Raw genomic sequence first — 21,054 nt, 5'->3', positions numbered from 1 at the left:
CTCCACTCCGTCAGGTCACCACAACACCGGCGCGTCGCGCGGGAACGCGGGCGCCTCCAGCGGCACCGGCGCCTTGGTCGTGGCGTCGGTGCCGGAAAGTTTCAGGGTCAGGTACAGCTCGGCCTTGTCCGTGCCGCTCCTGGGCGCCGTGCTCGCATCCTTCGCGGCGCTGCTGTCCAGCACCGGCACCTGGAAATGCAACATGCGCTGGCCCGGATCGAGCGCACCGTTCTCCGGCGCCGCGGCGTGCGCATCCAGCCAGCGCAGCAGTGCCCACGAACCGCCGGTCTCGAACACCGCGTGATAGCCGCTGGCCTGCAGCTCCGGCTGCGCGGCGTCGGGCACCGGCAGATAGCGCGAACGGTCGGCCCATTGCAGATCCAGCGACAGCGGCGTGCCCAGGCTCCAGGCGAAGCTGTCGTCCGCGCCTGGCCAGGCCGCGCCCTGCGCGCCGCCGGCACGCACGGTCCAGCCGATCAGCTGGTTGCTGATCGGCGAGCGGTCCGGCAAGGCGCGGAAGCCCACCTTCACCTGGACCGGCAGGCTCTGCGGCTGTGCCGAGAGATTGCCGGCGAAGAAACTCTCCACCGCATCGAGCTGGCCGATAAAGGTCTTCATCTTCGCCGCGCGCGCGCCGCTGGCATGCTCGAGCCAGGCCTTGAGCTCGGGTTTCTCCTTGGCGTAGTAGACGAAGAACGCCTTCACCACCGCCGGCGACACTTCGCGCGAATCGACCGGGCCGAACGGATAGCGTCCCGCGAGCTGGCTGTTGAACAGCATGCCGATGCGCGCGTAATGCAGGTCCGAACTAGCCTGCCCGCGGCCCGAGCACGCCGCCCTGGCCAGCTTTTCCATATCGCCGCGGCGCGAGGAGAACAGATCGTTGCCCACGGCCGCCGGCGTATATGCGGCCAGCGTGGCCTCGCAGTTGGCATAGCTCAGGCTGGCCAGCTGCTTGAGGAAGAAATCGTTGAGGTGCGCCACCTGCCCGGCGGGGTCGGCGAATTGCACCGCGCGGTTCAACTCGCTGATGGTGCCGCCCCAGTAAGCGTCGACCTGGGTATTGATGCGCTGGCTGTTGTTCACGCCGTGGGTCTGCCTCAGCAGCGTCGCGAATGGCGCCGCGTAGCGCGACAACACCTCCGCGCGCTGCAGCTGGCGGTCCAGGTAACCCTGCAGCACCGGCACGCTGCCCAGGTCGAACAGCGGCGTGCTGTCGTCGCCGCCGCTGGGCGCCGGCGGGTCGTACAGATGGCTGGCCGAGGCCAGCTCCGACACGTCCAGCAGCATGCTGGACGCGTAGTTCTGCGCGCACTGGCCCACCTCGTCGGCCAGGCTGCCGAAGCCGAGCTGGCGCATGCGCTGCTGGGCCTGCAGCAAAGGTTCCACTGTGGCGGAAAGACTGGAACTCTCCTCCGCCAGCTCGTGGTCGAGCTGCGAGGTCGCGTCCAGGCCGGTATCGATCGCCTGCACCTGGCCGCGCTGGTTGCGCGCCAGGCTGTCCTGCAAGGCCAGCTGCAACTGGGTGCGCGCGATGCGCTCGTACAGCGGCTGCTCGGCGTTGTTGCCGGTCTGCTCGATCTTTTCGTGACTGGCGAATTCCTGGTACTCGCGCAACTGCGTCAGCAGTTCGTCGAAGGTGCTCGGCCGCCAGCCACCGGCAGCGCCGTTGCAGCTGTACTGCTGCGGCGACTTGACCTGCATGAAGGCCATGCCGGCCAGCGTGTGCAGGCCGCCGACCTCGCGGCCCAGGCCCGGGCTGATGCCTTCGAGCTGGTGGTTGCTGGGATTGACCACGAACAGCGCGCCATACGGCGCCAGGGTGGCGCTGCGCAGGCTGTCCACCGCCGGCTGGTAGCAGCTTTCCAGGTCGAAATAGCCCAGCGTGTTGCGCAGCTCGGGGTCGTAATGGTGGTTCTTGATCAGGTGCTCGATGCCCGGCGCGATTTCCGCGCCCATGCGCGTGCAGGGGTTGTCCTCCGGCGTGCTGAGCAGCCAGCTCTTGTGCACCCAGGCCAGCCAGCTGTTGAAGCCGCGCAGCGTATCGAGCAGCGGCGGCTTGCCTTCCTGCAGGGTCGACAGCAGCGGCACGCCGTCGGCCGCGCGGTGCAGCAGATCGTGCTCGGCCTGCCCGGCCATCCGCTCGAACTGCTTGCCCAGGCGCTCGCGCAGTTCCGGCGAAATCGCCGGCGCGTCCGCATAAGTGGCCGCCGCCAGCGCATCGGCCAGCGGGCTGTCGCGCTTGATCGTGTCCGCCGGCAACGGGCTGCCGTAGAGGTAATCGGCCAGTGCGCCGAAATCCAGCAGCTGGCTGCTGCGGTCGGCCATGCCCGGCTGCGCGATGCGGTCGAAGCGCAGCAGCCCGCCCTCCAGCGTCGACAACTGATCGAGCTGGCGCTTGAGCTGGGCCAGGTAGTCGGCATACACGGCATCCGGCGCCACGGTGTTCTCCGACACCTTGAGCGTGGCGGCGGACATCTCGTCGATGCGCTGCTGCAGCTTGCACGCCATCGACGGCAGCACCACCTGCTGCAGCGCGTTCTTGGACACCACCTCGGTGATGCCGTGATGGATGCGCCCGTCCACCCACGACAGCGGGATCGCGGCGTAGCGGGTGTCCTCGCTCAAGGTGGTGATCTGCGCGATCAGCTTGTACACGCGCTCCCGGTCCAGGCAGCCATGCTGCGCCAGCGAGCGGCTGTTGAGCTGGATATTCAACAGCGTGTCGCGCAAGCCCTGCGCATGGTGGTTCACCCGCGCCGCGCTCCACGGCAAGGCCACCGCCAGCAGTACCGCCAGGGCGATCAGGCTCAGCTGCAGGCGCCGGATCAGCCGGTTGCGCGCCAGCAGTCCCTTCTGCGTGCGCTGCGCCAGGCACTGCTCGGCCAGCACCTTGTCGCGGATAAAGCCCTCGACAAAGGAGATGTCCTTGCGCGGCCCGGCCACCTCCGGCCGCTTGCTCGCGTCCACCGCGCCGCTGAAGTACAGGCCGCGGCAGAACGAGCGCGTCTCGTACACATTGGTCTTGAACAGCGTGGACAGGAAATCCAGCGCCGGCTCCTGCAGGCTGCGCATGTGCTGCGGAAACAGGAAGAAACCGTCGACGTCGTCGATATGGTCATGGCTGGTGGCCGCTTCCAGCACCAGGCTGCGCATGCCTTCGATCAGCTTGTCGAAGGCCTTGGGCACCCAGTCGGCCGGCAGGCCGTTGTCGTCCAGGGTGGGGCTGGACCAGCCGACGATCTGGCTTTGCAGGCGCGGGTCCTGCGTACCCCAGAAGCCATCGAAGCCGGGGATGCTGTCGCAATGGCTGAACACCACGTACACCGGCAGCGCGTAGGCAAAGGCATCCTGCAACTCGTGGATGCGCGCATACGCGTAGCGGCCCATCGCCGCGCGCTGCTCGGCGGTGGCCGCGCACAGGCGCTGTGCCGAGATCACCCACACGATGCCGTCCAGCGCGCGGTCCGGGCGCAGGCTGTCGATATCGGCCAGCATGTCGCTCCAGCGTGCGCCGGGCGTGTCGGTGGCCGAGGCGTTGCTGCCGCCGGCAGGCTTCAGCGGCTCGCCCAGCACGCCGTCCGGGTCGATCAGGATGCCCTTCTCCAGGAACAGCCACTGGCTGTTGGGCACGGCCTGGCTGAGGTACTGCTCCTGCCTGGCCTCGCGCTGGTGGCTGGCGCGCTGCAGGTCCTTCGGCAACGAAGCGGCGAGGCTGCTCTTGCCGTCGCCGGGGAAACCCATCAGCAATACCCACGAGCTCTTGTAGCGCCAGTCGCGCCGCGCCCACAGATAGCGCAGCGCGCGCTCGATCACCGCGTAGCGCCGGCGCAACCCGTCGCGCAGACGCACCCACCCGCTCTGGCCATCGCGATTCTGCGCCGGGCGTGCGGCGATGCTCTTCGAGCGCGCCCGCCACATCAGCCAGGCGATCAGCAGGAACGCCAGCGCCGCCAGTACCGCCAGCAGCAGGAACAACGGATCGAAGCCGCCGCTGGCGGAGCCGGCGGCGGCGGTCGAGGCGGCAGCGGGTGCGGCGGCCGGGTTCATGTCGCTGCACTACTGTTGATCGTGTCCAGCAGCGACCAGGTCAGCAACAGCCACACCAGCGAGGACAGCACCAGGTAGATGACCGCGCCATAGGCCGCGGCGCGCAGCCACGGCGCCAGCGCGATGCGCGTGTTGTCGCGGTCGGACACCACCGTGTAGTCATAAGCCTGCGGAAACGCGCGCGCCTCCATGCTGCCGAGCTTGCGGCCACTGGCCAGCGGATACAGCCGGGCGCGATATTGGCGCAGCTTCTTCAAGCCTTCGGCGCCGCGGTACATGCCCTGGAAGCCGAGCTGCATGGCCAGCAGCAGCACCGCGGCGAGATCGGCGTCCAGCGTGCTGCGCTCGCCCGCGCCCATCAGGTCGTCGACCAGGTCGAAGAAGCGCCGGCCGGCCACGCGCGAGCGCTCCACCGTGTATTCGAGCAGGTGCTCGGGCCAGTGCTCGGCGCCGGGCCAGTGCAGTTCGAGGATGAAGATCTCGTCGGCCAGCGCCACCATCGCATAGCGCGCACGCCGGTACGCTTCGAGTTCCGCGCTGGTGGCCGCGGCCTGCACGTCGCGCGATTGCCGGTCCAGCACGGCCAGCAGGCGGTGCGCGATGCGCTCCACGCATTGGTGCGCCGCTATCTCTCCATGCGGGTTATCCGGCTGCAGCAGCCGCATCAGCTCGCCCTTCTGGATGGCGAGCTTGACCTGCGCAACTTCCTCGTAGAACGCCGCGAAGCGTCCCAGCAGGAAGTTGGAGGAGGCGACGGTCGCGTTCATGGCCGCGGCGGGGCTCCTTCGCGCGGCAGGTACAGGGTGATCGCCGCCGGCACGTGCTCGTCCGGTTCGCCGAGGATGACGAAGGTGTGGCCTTCGCCGATCAGCGGCCGCGCGGCGCCGTCCTCGCCTTCGATGGTGGCGTTGTTGACCTCGTACACGAAGGCGCCGGGGCGCAGGTTGATCGCGGCCACCTGCTGCGGCGTCGCCTCCTTCACCGTGGCGCCGGGATAGCGGCGGCGCACCAGCAGGTAGATCAGCTCCTCGTTGGCCATGCGCGCGCTGCCCAGCCACTGGCTCATGGTGGCCGCGTTCTGGCCGGCGCGCGGCGCCAGCTCGATCAGCAGCTTGCCGGTATCGATCCCGCGCGGCAGCTGCAGGCGGAAGCCGGAGTTGCCCACGCGCTGGAATTCCAGCACGCGGAAATTGGCGTTGAGCCGGTTGAGCTGGTCGCGCACATAGGCGATCGCGCGGGTGAAGCCCGGCATGCAATCGTCGTGGTCGTAGGCGCCCAGCACCGGCGGCGGCGGCGCGCCCGGCGTGGCGGCGACGAAGCCCACCAATTGCGACAGGCCCAGGTACAGATCGGCCGGGTGGGTGTTCGGCGACTGCAGCATCACGTCGAAGGTCGGCATCGCCATCACCAGATGGCGCGCGGCCTGTACCTGCGCACTGCTCTCGCTGTCCAGGCGCGGCTGGCCGCGATCGTCCAGGCGCACGCCGAGCAGTTCGCGGTATTTCTTCCACAGCAGTTCCGACAACGAGGCCAGCGAGCGCTGCAGGCCGGTGTCGCCATGGAAGCCGGACGCACCGATGCTGAGCATCGGCGGATGGAATGGCGCCAGGTGCACGCCGCGCGAATCGCCGTACAGCTCCAGCAAGGGCACCGAGCAGTAACTCTTGGCCACGTTGTCGCCGGCGGCGAGGCTGAGCTTGGGCCGCATGCGATCGACCACGATCTCGTCCTTGCCGGTGTTCTCGTCCGCCTCCAGGTTGCCGCGCTCGATGGTGTAGCGCTGCATGTCGCCGATATCGCTGGCCGCGCCCTTGCCGCGCACCGGCACGCGCAGATGCACGCGCACCTGCTTCTGCTGGTTCCAGTCGGTGCCACTCAAGTCGATGGACAGGCCGGCCGGCGCGAAATGGCCGGGATAGTCGATCACCAGCCCGTCGGTCATCACGCAGCGCAGGCGCTGGAACACCACCCGGCCCTTGACCAGTTCGGTGGGGTCCAGTGCCATGTCCAGCACGCCCCAGGCATATGGCTGCAGCATCACCAGGCGGCGCTGCAGCAGGTTGTTCCAGTAGATGTCGTTCTGCTGGAAGTGATGCGGCGACAGCAGCATGCCCTCCGACCAGGAGACCGGCTCGGGCAAGCTGTCGAGGGTGTCGACGGTGGCGTTCATGGCGCTTCCCCTGCGGCTGATTCAATCGAGCGTGCGGTCATGGCTGTTCGGTCACGGCGAGCTGGGTGGCCTGCAGCCACACCACCGCCCGCTTGAACTTGGTGAGGTCGGCGCGCGCCTGCCCGTCCGCCGACAGATAGTTGGCAAAGGCGTACACGCCCACCGCCTTGCCGGCGCGTTTGGGCAAGGGCACCGGATCGATCACTTGCGCGGGCGGGATCTCCAGGTGCACGACGTCGACCGAGGTCCCCAGCCCGTTGATCAGCGCGGTCTTCTGCGCGAACCACTCCGGCCCGGTATTGGGCAGCATGGCTTCGTTCTTGGTGTCGTACAGGAACACCAGGTCCAGCTGCACCGCCGAATTGAGGTTGGCGCCCGGCGGCGCGGCCACGCGCACGCTGGACAGCGTGGTGGTCGGCGTGCGGCCGAGCAGCTTGTTCACCGAGCTGCAGCCGGCCAGCGTGGCCAGCAGCAAGGTCAATAGCAGGAGCAGGCGAGCGTGCATCAGCTCAGCACCAGCACGGTGACCTGGGCCGGTGTCAGCGACACGCCCACCATGTTCGGCAGCAAGCCGTTCTGGCCTACCAGCCCGAGCATGTGGGTGCAGGGAATGCCGCCCATGAACACCTTGAAGCTGCCCAGGATCGAGCGGAACGGCCCCATGAACAGATGCGAGACCACCCCGCCCTCCGCCCCCGGCTGGTCGCCATTGCTCAGCGCGCCCACGGTGACCAGGTTCTCCGCCAGGCCGCCGCCGACGATCACCTGGAACTGCGCGGGAATATCCGCGAACGACAACGCGATATTCGGAAACGGCATCGGCACCGGCACGCCCAGTACCGGCACGAAGCACACGTCCGGGAACGCCAGGTTGAGCACGCCGAGGTTGGTGTTGACGAACATGGCCTCACCCCAGGCTGATGCGTTCGGCATCGATCTTGGCGTCCTGCCGCGCGGTGATCATGGCCTGCTCGCCATGCAGCCGCAGCAACTGCCGCGCATCGAGCAGGAACTGCTCGACCTGGCCGACGTAGGTGCGCGCGGTCTGCACCAGCGATTCGGCGGCACAGGCGAACAGTTGCCGCCCGTTGAGCGCGAGCGTGCCCTGCACGGCCGTCACTTCCACGCCGTCCCCGGCGCGCAGTGCGATGCTGCGGGTGGCGGCGATATCCACCTCGGCCTGGCGGATCGACACCGCCTCGGCGCCCGGCACCGCCAGCGTGGCGCGGCCGCCTTCGGCGCGCGCCAGCACGTGCAGTACAAAGCAATCGCCGTCGGCGGTGGCGACCAGCAACACGCGGTCGCCCGGCTGCGGCGTGACCACGCAGGACACCGCCTGGTGCGCGGAACGGCCATCGTCCAGCCGCCAGCTATCGCGGCCGGCGGCATCGTGGACGGTGGCCTCGAACCAGGTGGGGGCATGCGCCTGGTGGGCGGCGGCCTGGTTGGCAACGGCTTGAGCGGGTTTGGCTTGGCGGGCGGCGAACATCAGGCGATCTCCAGGGCAAGGGCGCGGGCCTCGGCGGCGAGGCGGGGCGACGAGGTGCCGCGCAGGCGTTTGGTATGCGCCGCGTGCAGGTCGGCGTGGACAAAGCGGGTGTTGTGGAAGCTGGCGTGGTCCAGCTGTGCGTGGCGGAAGCCGATGCGCTCGCCAGCGGCGTGGTCGAAGCGTGCGTAGCTGAGTACGGCGCGGCCGAAATCCACATCGGCCAGGCGCGCGTGATCCCACACGCTGCCGGTGGCGCGCGCGCGCGCCAGTGCAACCTTGCGCAGTTCGGCGGACTGGAACAGCGCGCCTTCGCAGGACAGGCCGGCCGCATCCACCTCGTTCCAGTTCGATTCGAGCAGCAGTGCGTTGTCGAGCCTGGCCTCGCGCAGGCTGGCATGCGCCAGCACGGCCTGGCGCAGATTCGCTTCGCGCAGATCCGCGCCGTCCAGGCATGCACCGGTGAAGTTCGCGCTTTCCAGCAGGCAGCGCTGCAGCACCAGCCCGCGCAGGTCCATGCCATCGAAACGGGCACCTTGCAGCACCGCCGATTGCGCGACCAGGCCGGTTACGTCGATGACGCGGAAGTCCACGCCGGGAAGCACCGCCTGCGCCAGCGTCGCGTGGGCGAGCACCAGGCCCGCGACGTCGCATTGGGTGGCCACCGTGCGATGCAGGACGGCATGCGCGAAGCTCGCCAAGCGCAGGTCCGTCTGGGTGAAGGCGGACAGGGCCACTTCGGCCTTGGTCCAGGTCGATGCGGACAGATCGGCGAGCGCGAATGAACACTGCTGCAGGTTCGCGTGATGCCAGCGCGAGCCGCCCAGCTTGCAGCGCGTGAAGCTGCAGCCTTCCATGGTCACGCCGCCGAAGTCCGCGTCGCGCAGATCGCAATCGATGAAGTTCACATGTTGCAGGCGGGCGCCGCGCAGACAGGCACCACGCCAGGTGACCTGGTTGAACAGCAGCGCATCGAGCGTGCGCCCGCTGCCGTCCAGCACACCGAGGTCGACACCGTTCACCGGACGCCCCAGGCGTTGCAGGTGGGCGATGTCATCCCAGCTGATTGCCGCGTCGCTCATGGCAATCTCCGTCCGGGCTCCAGCCGCACGCCTTCCAGCCGCGCATGATCGAAGCGCGCCTCGGCGCATTCGGCCTGCACGAAGTTCGCCTCGCGCAGGTCCGCCTCGCGGAAATCCGCGCGACGGCACATGGCCTGGTAGAAGTCCGCCGCCTCTGCGTGGCAGCCGGTCAGTTCCCCGCCCATGAACAGCGAGCGGTAGAACAAGGTGCGTTCCAGCACCGCACGCGACAGGCGCGCACCGCTGAAATCGCATTCGCGGAACTGCCCCTCGGCGAGGTTGGCATCGGCCAGGTTGGCGCCGCGCCAGCTGCTGTGGTCGGCGCGCACGCGCTGCAGGTCGGCGCGCGACCAGTCGGCGCCGCCGCCGCCCTGCACGCGGGCCAGGTCCGCGCCGGCCCAATGGCTGTCGGTAAGGCGGCATTCCATCAGCACGCTGCGCGACAGCGTCGCCTCGCGCCAGTCGCTGCCGGCCAGGCTGGAGCCGAGCGCCACCGTGCGCTGCCAGGCCGCATGCGCCCAGCGGCTGCCGTCGGCCTTGGCGTGCAGCAGCACGCAATCGGCCAGCGTGGCGTGTTCCAGGTTGGCGCCTTCCAGCACGATGTTCGGCGCGATCCAGCGCTCGAAGCGCGCGCCGGCCAGGTCCGCGCGGCTCCAGTCCGCATCGCCGGCCTGAGTACCGGCGAAACTGGCGCCGCGGAATATCGCGTCGTGCGCCCGCGTGCGCGCCAGGTTGGCGCCGTCGAAGCAGGCGGCGGCGCAGTTGGCCGCATCCATGCTGGCGCCGGTCAGCGCCACTTCGCTGAGGTCCGCGCCGTCGAGCTGGGCGCCGCGCAGGTCGGAAGCTTCCAGCAGCGCGCCGCGCAGGTCGGCGCCGGACAGCATGGCGCCACGCAGATCCGCGCCGGCCAGATCGCAACCGCGCAGCGAGCCGCCTTCGCGCACGCGCAGCAGCAGCCATTGCCCGATTGCCGTGGCCACGTCCGGTTGCAGCGGCAGGCCCGGCACGCTCGGTTGCGGCGAGGCCAGGCGCCCCTTGCGTTGCAGTTCGTGGATCTGGTCCACCGCCACCGGCGGCACCCCGGCCAGTGCACCGAATTCACCCAGCGCGCCCATCGTACCGCCCTGGCCCGCCGCGCGCGCCAGCGCTTCCTCGGTAGTGGTCGGCACGGCCGGCGGCAATGGCGGCAACTGCGCCAGTTGCGCCGCGGCTTCCTCGCGCCGCACCTGCGCCTGCTCGCGCGCCTCGCGGCCGATGCGGTCGACCGCATCGAGGGTGGCGCTCAGATCGAAATCGCCGCGGCGGACCGCTGCCTCGCCCGGCACCGGCAGCTCCACCGCCAGCGGTGGCGCTGCCGGCGGCGGCGCGGGCATGCCGTTGGCCGCTTCGAACTCGGCAGCGAGCCCGGCTTCGCGCGCCGCGCGCACGGCGACCCGGCGCTGCTGTTCTTCCTGCGCTTCCGTCTGCCGCGCGGCGCGCAAGGCTGCGTCGGGCTCGGGGGTGAGCTGGGCTTCGTTGAATACGTGGCGCGCGGCGGTATCGCGATTGAGCCGTAGCGCCAGCACTTCGCCGTAGTGGGACAGCGGCCGTGGCGTATCGTCGGCGTGCTCGTAGGCCACCATCAGCGCTTCGACGTCCAGCGCCAGGCTGTCCTCCACGTCGATCTCGCCGCGGTGGATGGTCACGCCCAGTTCGGCATCGGGGAAGAACCACACGGTATCGAACGACAGCGCGACCTCTTCGGCCACATCCGCCGGCTGCCCCACGCGGTGGGCGAAGGCGCGCGGCCGGAACGCGGGCAACTCCCCTTCGATCACGGCCAGCCGCGGATGCATGCCTTCCAGGCGATACGCCTCGCCACCGGCAAAGAAACCTTCGATGCGCTGGTCCAGCGGCGCGGCGTTGAAGAATTCCGGATGCGTATCGTCGGCCAGGCCTGGATACGCTTCGCTGCGCCAGCGCCGCCCGTAACTGCCGATCCACTGCCGCCGCGGCGTCCAGCCCACGTCGAGCTGGCCGAAACCGGCCGGCGCATAACGGCGCCGCGGCCCGCGCACGGGGTGCTGCGGCGCTTCGAGATTGGGCATGTCGCCGTGGTTGCGGCCGAAGAAAGCGGCGAGCGGATTGCGCGCATAGCCGCGCCCTTCCGGGTTGGCCGGATGGCCTGCGCCACCGTAGGCGCGGTTCCAGCTCAACGGCATCTGGGTGAACGGCAGCGGCTCGGTCACCTGCAGCCAGGGCAGCATGCCGTACATCCACTGGCGGTCGCCGACCACGCGCAGCCGCTTGTCCACGCTGCCCACGGCCAGGCGCACCATCTGCTCGGTCACGGCTAATCCATTCGCCGCGTGCGCGCTGCCGGCCAGCAGTACTTCGCCGCGCGTCTTGGGCATCAGCTCGTCCAGCGGACGGCCGGGTGGCAGCGCGGACATCACCTTGCGCCACTGCAGGTTGTCGCGCAGCAAGGCATCCGGCCGTCCGCCCAGCTCGAAGAAGCCCAGCGTCGCCACCAGCAGGCGGTCCCGGCCCTGCCAGCGGTACGGGCGGTGCATCAGGCCGAGGGTCATCGGTTTGACGATCTTCATGCGCGCCTCATACGTAGATATAGATCACCGGGATCGACACGCTCAGGCCGACGATTTCCATCGAGATGCGCGCGCCGGCAATGGTCACCTGGGTGCCCACGCCGGTGATGTCCACCGTGCTGGACGAGCCGTGGATGCTCATGCGCGTCTCGCTGCCGGTCACGCCGATCTCGGTGCTTTCGCCGGTGACGTTGATGCCGGTGCTGATGCCGGTCACGTTCATGCGGGTGGTACTGCCGGTCACACCGATTTCGGTGCTGCTGCCGGTGGCATTGATGCCGGTGCTGATGCCGGTCACGTTGATATTGGTGCTGGCACCGGTGACGTTGGTCTGGCTGGCGATGCCGGTCGCCGAAATGGTGCTGCTGCTGCCGGTCGCCGAGATCTGCTCGGAGATGCCGGTGACATTGGTGCTGTCGCTGCTGCCGGTGACCGAGGTCTCGGTGCGCACCCCGGTGAGCGACACCTGGTCGGCCAGCCCCATGAGCGACACCGCGGCGCTGCGGCCGGTGCTGGACAGGGTGGTGGTCATGCCCGTCGTCTCCACCCCGTTGTTGATGCCGGTGGTGGAGAGGTTGCTCTGCATCGCCGTGGTGGTGACGCCGTTGACGATGTTCTGCGTGGTGATGCGGGTGGAGGTGCCCTCCACCGTGTCTTCCGCATAGGTATCGCCGGTGATCGTGCTGTAGCTGGTGCTGTCGCCGATCGTGCTCTTGCTCCAGGTCACCGCCGCTTCCATGGTGTTGTAGGTGCTGCCGTAGGATTCGGAGCGGCTGAGCAGGCCGGAGGCACCATTCTCCGAAGTGGAGTAGCTGTAACTGCCGCCCTGCGAATAGCTGGTATCGCGGTATTGCCCGCTCTCGTAGGCGCCGTTGACGATGCCCACCGCGCGGTCCAGGTTGTAGGCCGAGTGCAGGCCGAAGCGGATGCTCTGCCCGTCGCCATAGCTGGTGGAGTAATTGCTGCCGACATGGGTGTTGGCGGTCCAGCCCGAAGGCGTCACCACCAGGCTGCCGTTGGGAGCGATCAGCTGCTGCACCTCCGGCAGTTCCGACTCGTCGTTGGCGCGCGTCACCAGCACGGTGGCGCCGATCTCCGGCACCGTATTCATGCTCGCCGACAGCTTCACCCACACCGGCCCGCCCGGCGCGCCAGGACTGGAGAACTGCACGTACACGCCCTTGGCCATCAGATAAGGCGGCGCGGCCTGGCTGTCGCGCAGGCGGCTGGTGGCCGGATCGAAATTGGCCGGCTCGTAGTAGCGCCAGTCGGTGGGGCCGCGCCCGGCCATATCCACCACCTTGGCCAGGATGCCGCCCTGCTGGGTGTCCTGCACCGAGAACACGGTCAGCATCGCCGCCGCGTCGGTGGCCTCGAACTGATTGGTATAGCCGCCGTCGGCAGTGGCCTGGTGGGTGACCTTGCTCAGCACGAAGGCCTTGTTTTCCAGCGACGGCCGCACCGGTGCGGGCGACATGCCCTCGGCCATGTCGCCGCGCATGGTGAACTGGGTGCCGACGCGAAAACCCGCGCAGGTGCTGCTGCCGCTGAGCTGCCGGCCGGAAGCGGCCAGCGTGGAAGCGGTGGTGCGCACGTACTCGCGCACGGTGCCGCTGCTCATGCCGTACTGATACGTGCGGTACTGGTTGAACGGCAACTCGCCCGGATCGGCCGGGGTAAACGCGCCGAAGGTCTGGAAGGTCGGGATCGGATCCTCGTCCGGCGCGTTTTCCTGGTGCGCGAAACGGCCGCTCACGCCGCTGCTGGTGAGCGATTGCTGGTAGCTGTACTGGAACACCACGTCGTCCTGCTGCATGCCCAGCTCGTCCAGCGCGGTATAGGTGTAGCGCAACGGACGATCGAAGGCCGGCAGATAGGCCGGACGGTTGGCGAACACCACCGTATGCCCGTTGCCGGTGTGCTTGAAGTAGTAATAGATATGCGCCTTGGACATGATCCGGCGCAGGAATTCGAAATCGCTTTCGCCGGCCTGCAGCCAGTCCTGCACGCGGGCGATGGCGATATTGTCCTCGCCCGATACCGCATCCAGCGAACAATCGATGTAGTGCTTGCGCATCAGGTCCGCGATCACGTCGCGCACGCTCATCTGCGCGTGCACCTCGTAGCGGTTGGTCAGGTTCAGGCGCCACAGCGCGGGCTTCATGCCGACGCGGTACACGCCCGGCTCGTCCACGGCGAAGGAGCCGACGATGCCGTTATAAAAAGTCATCGACGGCGCCGAGCCCGTGCGCAGCGCCTGCGCGAAGCGCGCGGCGGCGTCCGGCGCCTGGCCTTCCACCGGGCGGTTCAAGCCCACCGTGACGGGACGGCCGATCAGCGCATCGAAGGTCAGGGGTGGGTTGAGCTTCGGATCGGTATTGCCGCGCAGCTGCAGCTGGAAATCGAACGGCTCGGAGACCGACTCCTGGCCCTCGAAGGACAGCAGGCGGAAGGTCTCGTCGGCCAGCCAGCGGTTGCCGGAAAGCGCGATGCCGCAATGCAGGTACAGCAGCGGCGAATCGGCCTGGCCCTGGTGCCCGATCGGCTGGATCGCGGTACGGCCGGCGGTGTCGGTGGGCAGCGCGCTCATGCGGCCTCCTGCACGTCGTCGGCGCGGATGGTGAACGTCACTTCGCGCGTGCGCTCCGGACGGCCGCTGACCCAGGCGGTCTGGCCCAGGCGCAGGCCATGGCCGCTGCCGAAGCCGGCGAGGCGGCGCGGCCTGCCCATCCATGCGGCGGGAATATCCGCTTCGTCCAACTCGATGGTGATCACCGCATCGACGTGGCGATCGAACAGGTAATGCACCATCGCGGCCAGGCCGCGATAGCCGACGCCGAACTGCGCGTCGTGCGCGCCGCTCGGCAAGTGCGCGCGATCGGGCAGCAGCAGGCACAGGCGCGCATACGGCACCGGGCCGATGCGCAAGCCGATCGCGGCATGGTTCACCCACACGCGGCGCCCCAGCGGCGCGCCGTCGCCCAGCGTGCGCCGGCCGAGCAAGGTGTGGTCGCGCTGCTCGATATCGCGCCACGCACCGACCAGCGCCTGCACCTGCACCCTTGCCTGCAGATAGACGCCCAGCACGATCTGCGCCTGCGCCGCGCTCTTGCGCCCGTTCGCCACCAGGCCGGCCATGGCCAGCAGGGCGCGGCGCGGCACCGGCACGCGGCGCGCCAGGATCGCCGCGCCCTCGCCTTCGAACGCCGACAGGCCCATCAAGGCGCCGGCCGCATCGGCCTGGCGCGTGTCCTGCGGCCGCACCGCGTCGAACGCCGGCACGCTGGCGGCTTTCAGTTCGTAGCGCAGCGTGCTGAGCCGGTGATTGAAGATGTCCAGGAATTCGGTCATCGCCGGATCGCGTTCGGCCAGGCGCTGGCGCGCCCAGTCGGCGAAGCTGTCCGGCAGCGGACCGAGCACGCCCGACAAGGCGAAGTTGGCGACGAACAGCTCCAGCCGCGCATCCTCCGCCGCCAGGCCGCGCTCCTCGCGCAGGCGGCCCTTGGAGATCTCGCTGCCCGGGAATACCGGCGACATCTCGCCGCGGAAACGCAGGCGCGAGGAAACGAAGCGCGCGCCGTCGCGGCGCGCGGAAACACTGCGCGGCCACGACTGCAGCCGCACCCACTGGAAGAAATCGAAGCTGGCCGGCCGCCGCAGCAGCCGGTCGGCTAGAGGCTCACCTGTGCGCCAGTCAGGGGTGGCCATGACTTGAGCTCTCCTCGGCGGTCGGAAGATTCGAGAATCAGTTCGATAACGGTATTGACCTCCGCATACAGCGCCAGGAAACGGTGCAGCACGCTGCCGAACAACACCGCGCTGCCGCCTTCGAAATGGCCAAGGTCCACCTGCAGGCGCACCTGCAGGCAATCGACGAAGCCGCGCCAGGCATCGCGGCGCGGCATGCGTTTCTGCACGCGCCGGGTCGACATCGCGCGCAATCCGTCGATCTGCCGGTAACCGGTCAGGCTGGCCGGACCCACGTGCAGGCGCAGCATGTTCTTCAGCACCGGCGGGCCGCGCTGGCCGTCGACCAGGGACAGATGATTGAGCGACAGTTGCGACACCAGCGCCCACGGCCGCTCGCCCACCATCTGCGGCGGCTGGTTCGGCGTGGGTTTGCACGCCACCCGCAGCGACGTCACCGGGCCGGCGCCTTCCAGATACAAGGTGGTGCCCACCACCAGCTGCGAGGGCAAGCGGCGGTTGGTGCACAGCGCGGTACCGCCGATCATTTCCTCCGCCGGCAGCACGGTGTCGAATTCCGGATCGAGGAAGGACACGAAGGTTTCCGTGCCATGCACCGCGCCGGTCTGGTTGACCTCGCGGCGGCTGGCGTAGAAGTAGTCGATCTTGTCCAGCCGCTGCATCTCGTCCAGCGCGAAGTACGGCGCGATCGGCCGCGGGCTGCGGTCCGGCCGGATCGAGACCAGCTCGTCCAGACTGTAGATCTCGCAATAGCGGTGGTTCTGCTCGTCGGCGACCAGGCGGTATTCGTACTGGCGCTGGTCGAGCACGAACGGCTCGATGCGCTGCGGAAACAGGTTGATCAGCGGCAGGCAGTTCAGGCGCAGCAGATGCCGGTCGTAGTGATGGTCCTTCGACGGCGGCACGTCGAGCAGGAACAGCAGCTCGAAGTCCTTGTCGACGCCGGACAGGTCCATGCCGGTCACGTCGAAGAACAGGAATTTCTGCGGGAAGGCGAAGTATTCCTGCACCAGCCGGTAGCCCGGATGGGTCAGCGGGTTGGCGCCGAGCACGGCCTCCTTGTCATCGAAGCCGCGCCATTGCAGCTGGGCGGCATCGAGATAGCGCAATTCGCCGGTGGCGCGCACGCGCACCGCCATGCGCACCAGGTGCATGGCCAGCCCGTCGTACAGCGAATAAGCCAGCTTGTGGTCGGCGTGGATGCAGAAGCGCAGCGACTTCATCTGCATCGCGTGCACCGGCTCCTTGCCCGTGCTGGTGATGCTGGCGCTGAGGATGGATGCGGTGCGGGTATCGTTCGGGTCCAGCGGATAGGCGTTGGCCGCCATCGACTCCACATGGGTGATCTTCAGCGGCCACAGCGGCGTGTCGTAGCAGGTGCGGAAACGGCAGCGCACCTGCTGGCCGAATTCGTTGGTGGCCAGCGCGTAGACATAGCGGCCACGCTCCAGGGTGGCGCCGTGGACGAAGTTGGCGCCGTCCGGGCGCACCTCGATCTCCCCTACCAGCATCGACGGCAGCGGTGCCTCCAGATGCGGGTACAACAGGCTCATCAGCGCATTGGGCAGCACCGCCTGGTCGGTTTCGAGCTGGTAGCGCAGGCGGCCCGCCATCCAGGCGAAGGACTGCACCAGCATCTCCACGTGCGGATCGCTGCTGCGCCCGCCGCTCAGTTCCAGCGCCTTGGCGATGGCTGGGAAGGAGGCGCCGAAATCCGTCGCCTCGTCGCGCAGCGACGCCAGCTCCTGCTCGAACCACATTTTCAGGCGGGGCGCGTCGGCATTCATGCCAGGTCATCCGGGCAAGGCAGTTCGAAACGGAACGTGCTGGACTGGTTTTCCACCTGCACGATGCCGTGCACGACCAGCGCATACGGCTTGATCGCACTGCCCGTCGCCAGCCATTCCAGGCGTGGCGCGCGCAGGCGCGGTTCGAAGCGCGCGATCGCTTCCAGCAGGCGCGCGCCAAAACGTTCATGGTCCGGCAGCCCGATCCCGGTATCGACGATCGGCGGCATGCCGAAGTCGCATACCCGTGCGCCACCGATGGCCACATAAGGCCGGCATTCGACGATGCGCTGGATCTGCGCCGCCACCGCCCCGATCGGGTCGAACGGCCGCGCCTTGCCCATGCCCGGCTCACTGCGATTGACCAGCCGCTCCATCAGGAATTGCACGACCATCTCCCGCCTAGTGACTCGGTACCTAAGTGAAACCCTTCTCCCATCGGCGACCCGAAGGTAGTCCCCGTGGGAGAGAAGGTGGCGGCAGCCGGATGAGGGTGCGGGCGGAGTTGCAACGCACCACTCCGCCCGTACCCTCACCCCAACCCCTCTCCCCGTGCACAAATTCGTAAACGGGGAGAAGGGCTTCTACGCTCAGGTAGTGAACTGACCGATCGGACGGTTGCGCGCGATACTCCAGCCCGAGGCCAGGTTGCCCGAGGTATTCATGTCCGCTTCCTGCACCGTGTAGGTCCACAGTATTTCGGTGAAGTTGAGCTTGAACTGCTCGGTGGGCATGTCGTCCGGGTTGGACTGGAACTGGATCTCGCTGATGATCGCGTCGCGCAGCTCGATGGTGAGGATGTTGGCGGTCTTGTCGCCGGAGTTGCGCGCGATGTAGATCTTGGTCGGGTTCTTGTCGCCCTTGCCCAGCGGCTGTGCGCGCAGGCAATACTCGTAGAACTTCACCGAGGTCTTGTCCACGTACTTCACGCAGGTGAACTCGGTGATGATCGGGCGGCCGGAGGTGCGCGCCGAATTGCTCACATCGGTGGTGATCTGCTGCTTCATGCCCTGGTGCACCGAGACCAGCTCCAGGCACTGCCCGAGCTTGAGCACCTCGTCGCGCCATTGGTCGTCGATCAGGCTGCCGCCGCCTTTCCAGCCATTGGGGCCGCCGAAGATCGACGAGTCGCCGGGTTGCAGAAGTATGAGGTCCATGGTCGCTCCAGGTGTATATCGGGTGGCGTGCTAGATCAGGGCTGCGCTTGGCGTCAGCCCGCCGGCAGATCCGCCACCAGGCGAATCGAGGTGGTGAGTTCTTCGAGCTGGAAGTGCGGCTTGATGAACACCGTGGCCTTGTACGAGCCGGGCGAGCCGGGCACGTCGGTGACGGTGATCTGCGCCGCGCGTAGCGGATAGCTGGCCTTCACCTCCTGCGAGGCGTTGTCGTCCAGCAGCACGTACTGCGCGATCCAGCTGTTGAGGTAGGCCTCGATATTGCCGCGGGTGAGGAAGGCGCCGATCTTCTTGCGCATGATCACCTTGATGTAATGCGCGAAGCGCGACGCGGCCAGGATGTACGGCAGCATCGCCGAGAGCTTGGCGTTGGCGTTCGCCTCGTCGCTGATGTACTGGCGCGGCAGGTTGGCGGTCTGGCCGCCGAAGAACGCGGCCTGCCCGGTGCCCTTGCAATTGCACAGCGCGATAAAGCCCAGGTCGTTGAGCTCCTTCTCGCGACGGTCGGTGATCGACACCTCGGTCGGGCAGATCATGTTCACCAGGTCGGCATCGTCGCGGTAGGTGAACACCGGCAAGCCATCGACCAGGCCGCCGCCTTCCACGCCGCGGATCGCCGCGGTCCAGCGGTATATCGCGAATGCATTGGTGATGCGCTCGGCCAGCGCATAGGCGGCATTACCCCACAGGAAAGCGTTGTTGTCCGGACCATCGGCGCCGGTCACCGTCTCCTCGTAGCGCAGGCCCTCGGCCGGACGCGCATCCTTGCCGTACGGCAGGCGCAGCAGGATATGCGGCAGCGCCAGCGCCACGTAGCGCGAGTCCTCGCTGCCGCGGAATTCCATCCACTGCGCCAGCTCCGGCGATTCGAACAGCTGGCTGAGATCGCGCGGCTTGGCCAGCTTGTCGAAGCCGTCCAGGCCGAACAGCCCCGGCGCCGCCGCCGCCAGGAACGGCGCATGCGCCGACGCGGCGATCTTGGTCATATTGGTCAGCAGCGACATGCTGGACGGCGAATGGTCGAACTCGTAGCCGCCCAGCAGCAGGCTGTACGGCGAGCCGCCATAGGTGCCGAACTCGGCCTCGTAGATCATCTTGAAGATGCAGCTCTGATCGAAATCGGCTGCCTTCTCCAGCTCCTTGCGCAGATCGTCCATGCCGACGTTGAACACGCGCAGCTTCAGCAGGCGGCCGCTTTCGGTACGCGACACCACGTAGTAGAGCCCGCGCCAGGTCGCTTCCAGATCCTTGAACGACTTGCTGTGCAGGATCACATCGAGCTGCCCGCCGATCTGCACGTCGATGCCGCCGGCGCGCTCGTCCATCAGGCCATTCGCGCCCAGCGCCACCTGGTGCAGATCGTTGTTGCCCAGCGGCAGCAGGATTTCGTTGGTGAAGCGCCCGGCCAGCCGGCGCGCCTTGCTCAGCGGATCGATCGCCAGGAAGGCCTGCTGACGGTCGGCCGCCAGCGCCGCCTGGCGCTTGGCCAGCTCGCTCGCGGCATCGGCCTGCGCCTGCGCGGCGAGCACAGCTGCATCGGCATCGTTCTTTGCCTTGCTCGCATCGACCACCGCCTTGTTGGCCGCGGCGACCGCATCGTCGCCCTTGGCCTTGCTGGCGGCGTCCTGCGCCTTGGGCAGCGCGGTGGCGGCGTCGCTCGCGGTTTTCTGCGCAGCGGTCAGCGCGTCCGCCGTGGTCTTGATATTCGCCGTCGAGCTGGCGGACGCAGCAGCAGCCGCATCGGAAGCCTGCTTGGCCGCGGCCGCAGCCTGCGCGTTGCCGGCCATCTGCGCGGTCAGGAAACTGACCAGCGCCACCGGAATATCGGCGCCCGCCGCATTCGGCGGCGGGTTGTCCTTGGCATCGACCGCGGCACCGGCCCAGTTGTCCGTCGCCGTGGCGACGAACGCCGCCTTCAAGGCGGTGATCCCCGCCCCGTCGGTGGTGGCGCGATCGAGCAAGGCGCCGAGCGCGTCATTGCATTCGGCCATCGATTGCAGCGAGCGCAGATCCGCCCGCGCGTCATAGCGCTGGCGCAGGCTCGGCACCGCATTGACCACCGCCAGCGGCTCGAAATCCGCCAGCGCCGCGAAATGCAGTTCGCCGGAAAGCACCCGGCCCTGCCCCGCGATGGTGTCCGCGATGCCGTTGAGTTTGATCATGGGCGAGCTGTCGGCCAGGATCTTGTCGAACGACTCGGCGTCGATATCGCGCATGCGCCGGTCCTTCAAGGCCGGCAACTCGCTGGCATCCAGCTCGCCCGAAAGATTGGCGAACATGCCGACGATGAAGGCCAACTCCACCTTCTCGCTAGAGCCGCCCGTTTCGACGTCGTACGTGATGCGCACACGCGGCGGACGCACGCGCAGCAGCTTCTGTTGAATGCTCTCGACAGTCATGTACAGGCCTCGTTTCGTTGGGCGGCTGCAAAGTCCCTTATCGCTTCGAACGCTGCCGCACGCGTTGCGAAAGGGACGATTCAAAAGGCGTGCCAACGGGGAGGAATGGCGATGCAGTGCGGTTCTTGAGGTGATGCCTGCGCTGTTTGCACGGCTCGGCGTGTATTTTTTCGCACGGCGATGGATGGCATCAAATGCGCTGACTCATGCGCAAAGTTTTGAATCGACGATGGGAATGCAGTGCGCTGTGGGGGCGAGCAATAAAGATCACGCCGTGTGCGGAATTGCACACCTGCCTCGTCAGGCGCGCGCCATCGTGCGATGAGCGCGACGCCTTGTCGGCTCGTGGCATGCAAATGCCTGGTGGATATCCGTGGGCACCAAGCTCACGAGCAAGGCTGCGCCAGATACATCGATGATTGTCGGAGGCGCGATCCCGTCGATGACGAGGCCGAAAGAGGTCGGCACGATCAGTAGTGTCGCAACCAAGGCGACACGGATCGCGAGTGTCGGCACCGGCGCTTACTTCCTGGCCGAAACAGGACTGCTTAATAGCCGGCGCTGCGCGACGACTTGCCCCGGTGTCGAGCGGATGCGACAACATCCACCCGA

At 67.9% G+C, this 21,054-nt stretch carries 14 protein-coding genes; all 14 read right to left on the bottom strand.

Features of this window, described 5'->3' with window-relative positions; genetic code table 11:
• Window positions 1-15 precede the first annotated feature (15 nt).
• The gene (locus AB4083_RS16975) at window positions 16-4,050 is read right to left on the bottom strand and encodes a type VI secretion system protein (RefSeq protein WP_441609265.1); all 4,035 of its coding nucleotides are present in this window, start codon (window positions 4,048-4,050) and stop codon (window positions 16-18) included.
• Complete coding sequence (locus AB4083_RS16970; RefSeq protein WP_441609264.1) at window positions 4,047-4,817, bottom strand: DotU family type IV/VI secretion system protein; 771 nt, start codon at window positions 4,815-4,817, stop codon at window positions 4,047-4,049. Before AB4083_RS16970 ends, AB4083_RS16975 begins: the two co-directional genes overlap by 4 nt.
• Window positions 4,814-6,220 carry a type VI secretion system baseplate subunit TssK gene (tssK, locus tag AB4083_RS16965; RefSeq protein ID WP_441609262.1) on the bottom strand — a complete coding sequence of 469 codons (1,407 nt, stop codon included), beginning with the start codon at window positions 6,218-6,220 and terminating at the stop codon, window positions 4,814-4,816. Before tssK ends, AB4083_RS16970 begins: the two co-directional genes overlap by 4 nt.
• Before the next feature lie 37 nt (window positions 6,221-6,257).
• A complete protein-coding gene (locus AB4083_RS16960) occupies window positions 6,258-6,725 on the bottom strand; it encodes a hypothetical protein (protein WP_441609261.1) in 468 nt (155 codons plus the stop codon).
• Window positions 6,725-7,123 (bottom strand): DUF4150 domain-containing protein, encoded by a 399-nt coding sequence (locus AB4083_RS16955; RefSeq protein ID WP_441609260.1) that lies wholly within the window; start codon window positions 7,121-7,123, stop codon window positions 6,725-6,727. Before AB4083_RS16955 ends, AB4083_RS16960 begins: the two co-directional genes overlap by 1 nt.
• Window positions 7,124-7,127: 4 nt before the next feature.
• Window positions 7,128-7,709: a DUF3540 domain-containing protein gene (locus AB4083_RS16950; RefSeq protein ID WP_441609259.1), complete on the bottom strand. Its 582-nt coding sequence runs from the start codon at window positions 7,707-7,709 to the stop codon at window positions 7,128-7,130.
• On the bottom strand, window positions 7,709-8,788 hold the full coding sequence (locus AB4083_RS16945) for a pentapeptide repeat-containing protein (RefSeq protein ID WP_441609258.1): 1,080 nt from the start codon (window positions 8,786-8,788) through the stop codon (window positions 7,709-7,711). The genes AB4083_RS16950 and AB4083_RS16945 overlap by 1 nt, the downstream gene beginning before the upstream one ends.
• Window positions 8,785-11,373 (bottom strand): DUF2169 domain-containing protein, encoded by a 2,589-nt coding sequence (locus tag AB4083_RS16940; protein WP_441609257.1) that lies wholly within the window; start codon window positions 11,371-11,373, stop codon window positions 8,785-8,787. Before AB4083_RS16940 ends, AB4083_RS16945 begins: the two co-directional genes overlap by 4 nt.
• 7 nt (window positions 11,374-11,380) lie before the next feature.
• The gene (locus tag AB4083_RS16935; protein WP_441609256.1) at window positions 11,381-13,963 is read right to left on the bottom strand and encodes a contractile injection system protein, VgrG/Pvc8 family; all 2,583 of its coding nucleotides are present in this window, start codon (window positions 13,961-13,963) and stop codon (window positions 11,381-11,383) included.
• Entirely contained in the window at window positions 13,960-15,081 is a 1,122-nt protein-coding gene (gene tssG, locus AB4083_RS16930; RefSeq protein WP_441609255.1) for a type VI secretion system baseplate subunit TssG, read from the bottom strand. The genes AB4083_RS16935 and tssG overlap by 4 nt, the downstream gene beginning before the upstream one ends.
• On the bottom strand, window positions 15,045-16,868 hold the full coding sequence (tssF, locus tag AB4083_RS16925) for a type VI secretion system baseplate subunit TssF (RefSeq protein ID WP_441609254.1): 1,824 nt from the start codon (window positions 16,866-16,868) through the stop codon (window positions 15,045-15,047). The genes tssG and tssF overlap by 37 nt, the downstream gene beginning before the upstream one ends.
• Complete coding sequence (locus tag AB4083_RS16920; RefSeq protein ID WP_441609253.1) at window positions 16,865-17,257, bottom strand: hypothetical protein; 393 nt, start codon at window positions 17,255-17,257, stop codon at window positions 16,865-16,867. The genes tssF and AB4083_RS16920 overlap by 4 nt, the downstream gene beginning before the upstream one ends.
• 201 nt (window positions 17,258-17,458) lie before the next feature.
• Window positions 17,459-18,025 carry an Hcp family type VI secretion system effector gene (locus tag AB4083_RS16915; protein ID WP_441609252.1) on the bottom strand — a complete coding sequence of 189 codons (567 nt, stop codon included), beginning with the start codon at window positions 18,023-18,025 and terminating at the stop codon, window positions 17,459-17,461.
• A gap of 53 nt (window positions 18,026-18,078) precedes the next feature.
• Entirely contained in the window at window positions 18,079-20,442 is a 2,364-nt protein-coding gene (tssC, locus tag AB4083_RS16910; RefSeq protein ID WP_441609251.1) for a type VI secretion system contractile sheath large subunit, read from the bottom strand.
• Window positions 20,443-21,054 lie beyond the last annotated feature (612 nt).

This window comes from Dyella sp. 2RAB6 (assembly GCF_052115385.1).
In the GTDB taxonomy this organism is placed as follows: domain Bacteria; phylum Pseudomonadota; class Gammaproteobacteria; order Xanthomonadales; family Rhodanobacteraceae; genus Dyella_D.
This window is presented reverse-complemented; position numbering and strand designations above follow the sequence as displayed.

Bases quoted from the DNA above. Each gene is read 5' to 3' on its own strand.
- AB4083_RS16975 (WP_441609265.1), bottom strand. From the start codon at position 4,050: ATGAACCCGGCCGCCGCACCCGCTGCCGCCTCGACCGCCGCCGCCGGC.
- AB4083_RS16970 (WP_441609264.1), bottom strand. From the start codon at position 4,817: ATGAACGCGACCGTCGCCTCCTCCAACTTCCTGCTGGGACGCTTCGCG.
- tssK (WP_441609262.1), bottom strand. From the start codon at position 6,220: ATGAACGCCACCGTCGACACCCTCGACAGCTTGCCCGAGCCGGTCTCC.
- AB4083_RS16960 (WP_441609261.1), bottom strand. From the start codon at position 6,725: ATGCACGCTCGCCTGCTCCTGCTATTGACCTTGCTGCTGGCCACGCTG.
- AB4083_RS16955 (WP_441609260.1), bottom strand. From the start codon at position 7,123: ATGTTCGTCAACACCAACCTCGGCGTGCTCAACCTGGCGTTCCCGGAC.
- AB4083_RS16950 (WP_441609259.1), bottom strand. From the start codon at position 7,709: ATGTTCGCCGCCCGCCAAGCCAAACCCGCTCAAGCCGTTGCCAACCAG.
- AB4083_RS16945 (WP_441609258.1), bottom strand. From the start codon at position 8,788: ATGAGCGACGCGGCAATCAGCTGGGATGACATCGCCCACCTGCAACGC.
- AB4083_RS16940 (WP_441609257.1), bottom strand. From the start codon at position 11,373: ATGAAGATCGTCAAACCGATGACCCTCGGCCTGATGCACCGCCCGTAC.
- AB4083_RS16935 (WP_441609256.1), bottom strand. From the start codon at position 13,963: ATGAGCGCGCTGCCCACCGACACCGCCGGCCGTACCGCGATCCAGCCG.
- tssG (WP_441609255.1), bottom strand. From the start codon at position 15,081: ATGGCCACCCCTGACTGGCGCACAGGTGAGCCTCTAGCCGACCGGCTG.
- tssF (WP_441609254.1), bottom strand. From the start codon at position 16,868: ATGAATGCCGACGCGCCCCGCCTGAAAATGTGGTTCGAGCAGGAGCTG.
- AB4083_RS16915 (WP_441609252.1), bottom strand. From the start codon at position 18,025: ATGGACCTCATACTTCTGCAACCCGGCGACTCGTCGATCTTCGGCGGC.
- tssC (WP_441609251.1), bottom strand. From the start codon at position 20,442: ATGACTGTCGAGAGCATTCAACAGAAGCTGCTGCGCGTGCGTCCGCCG.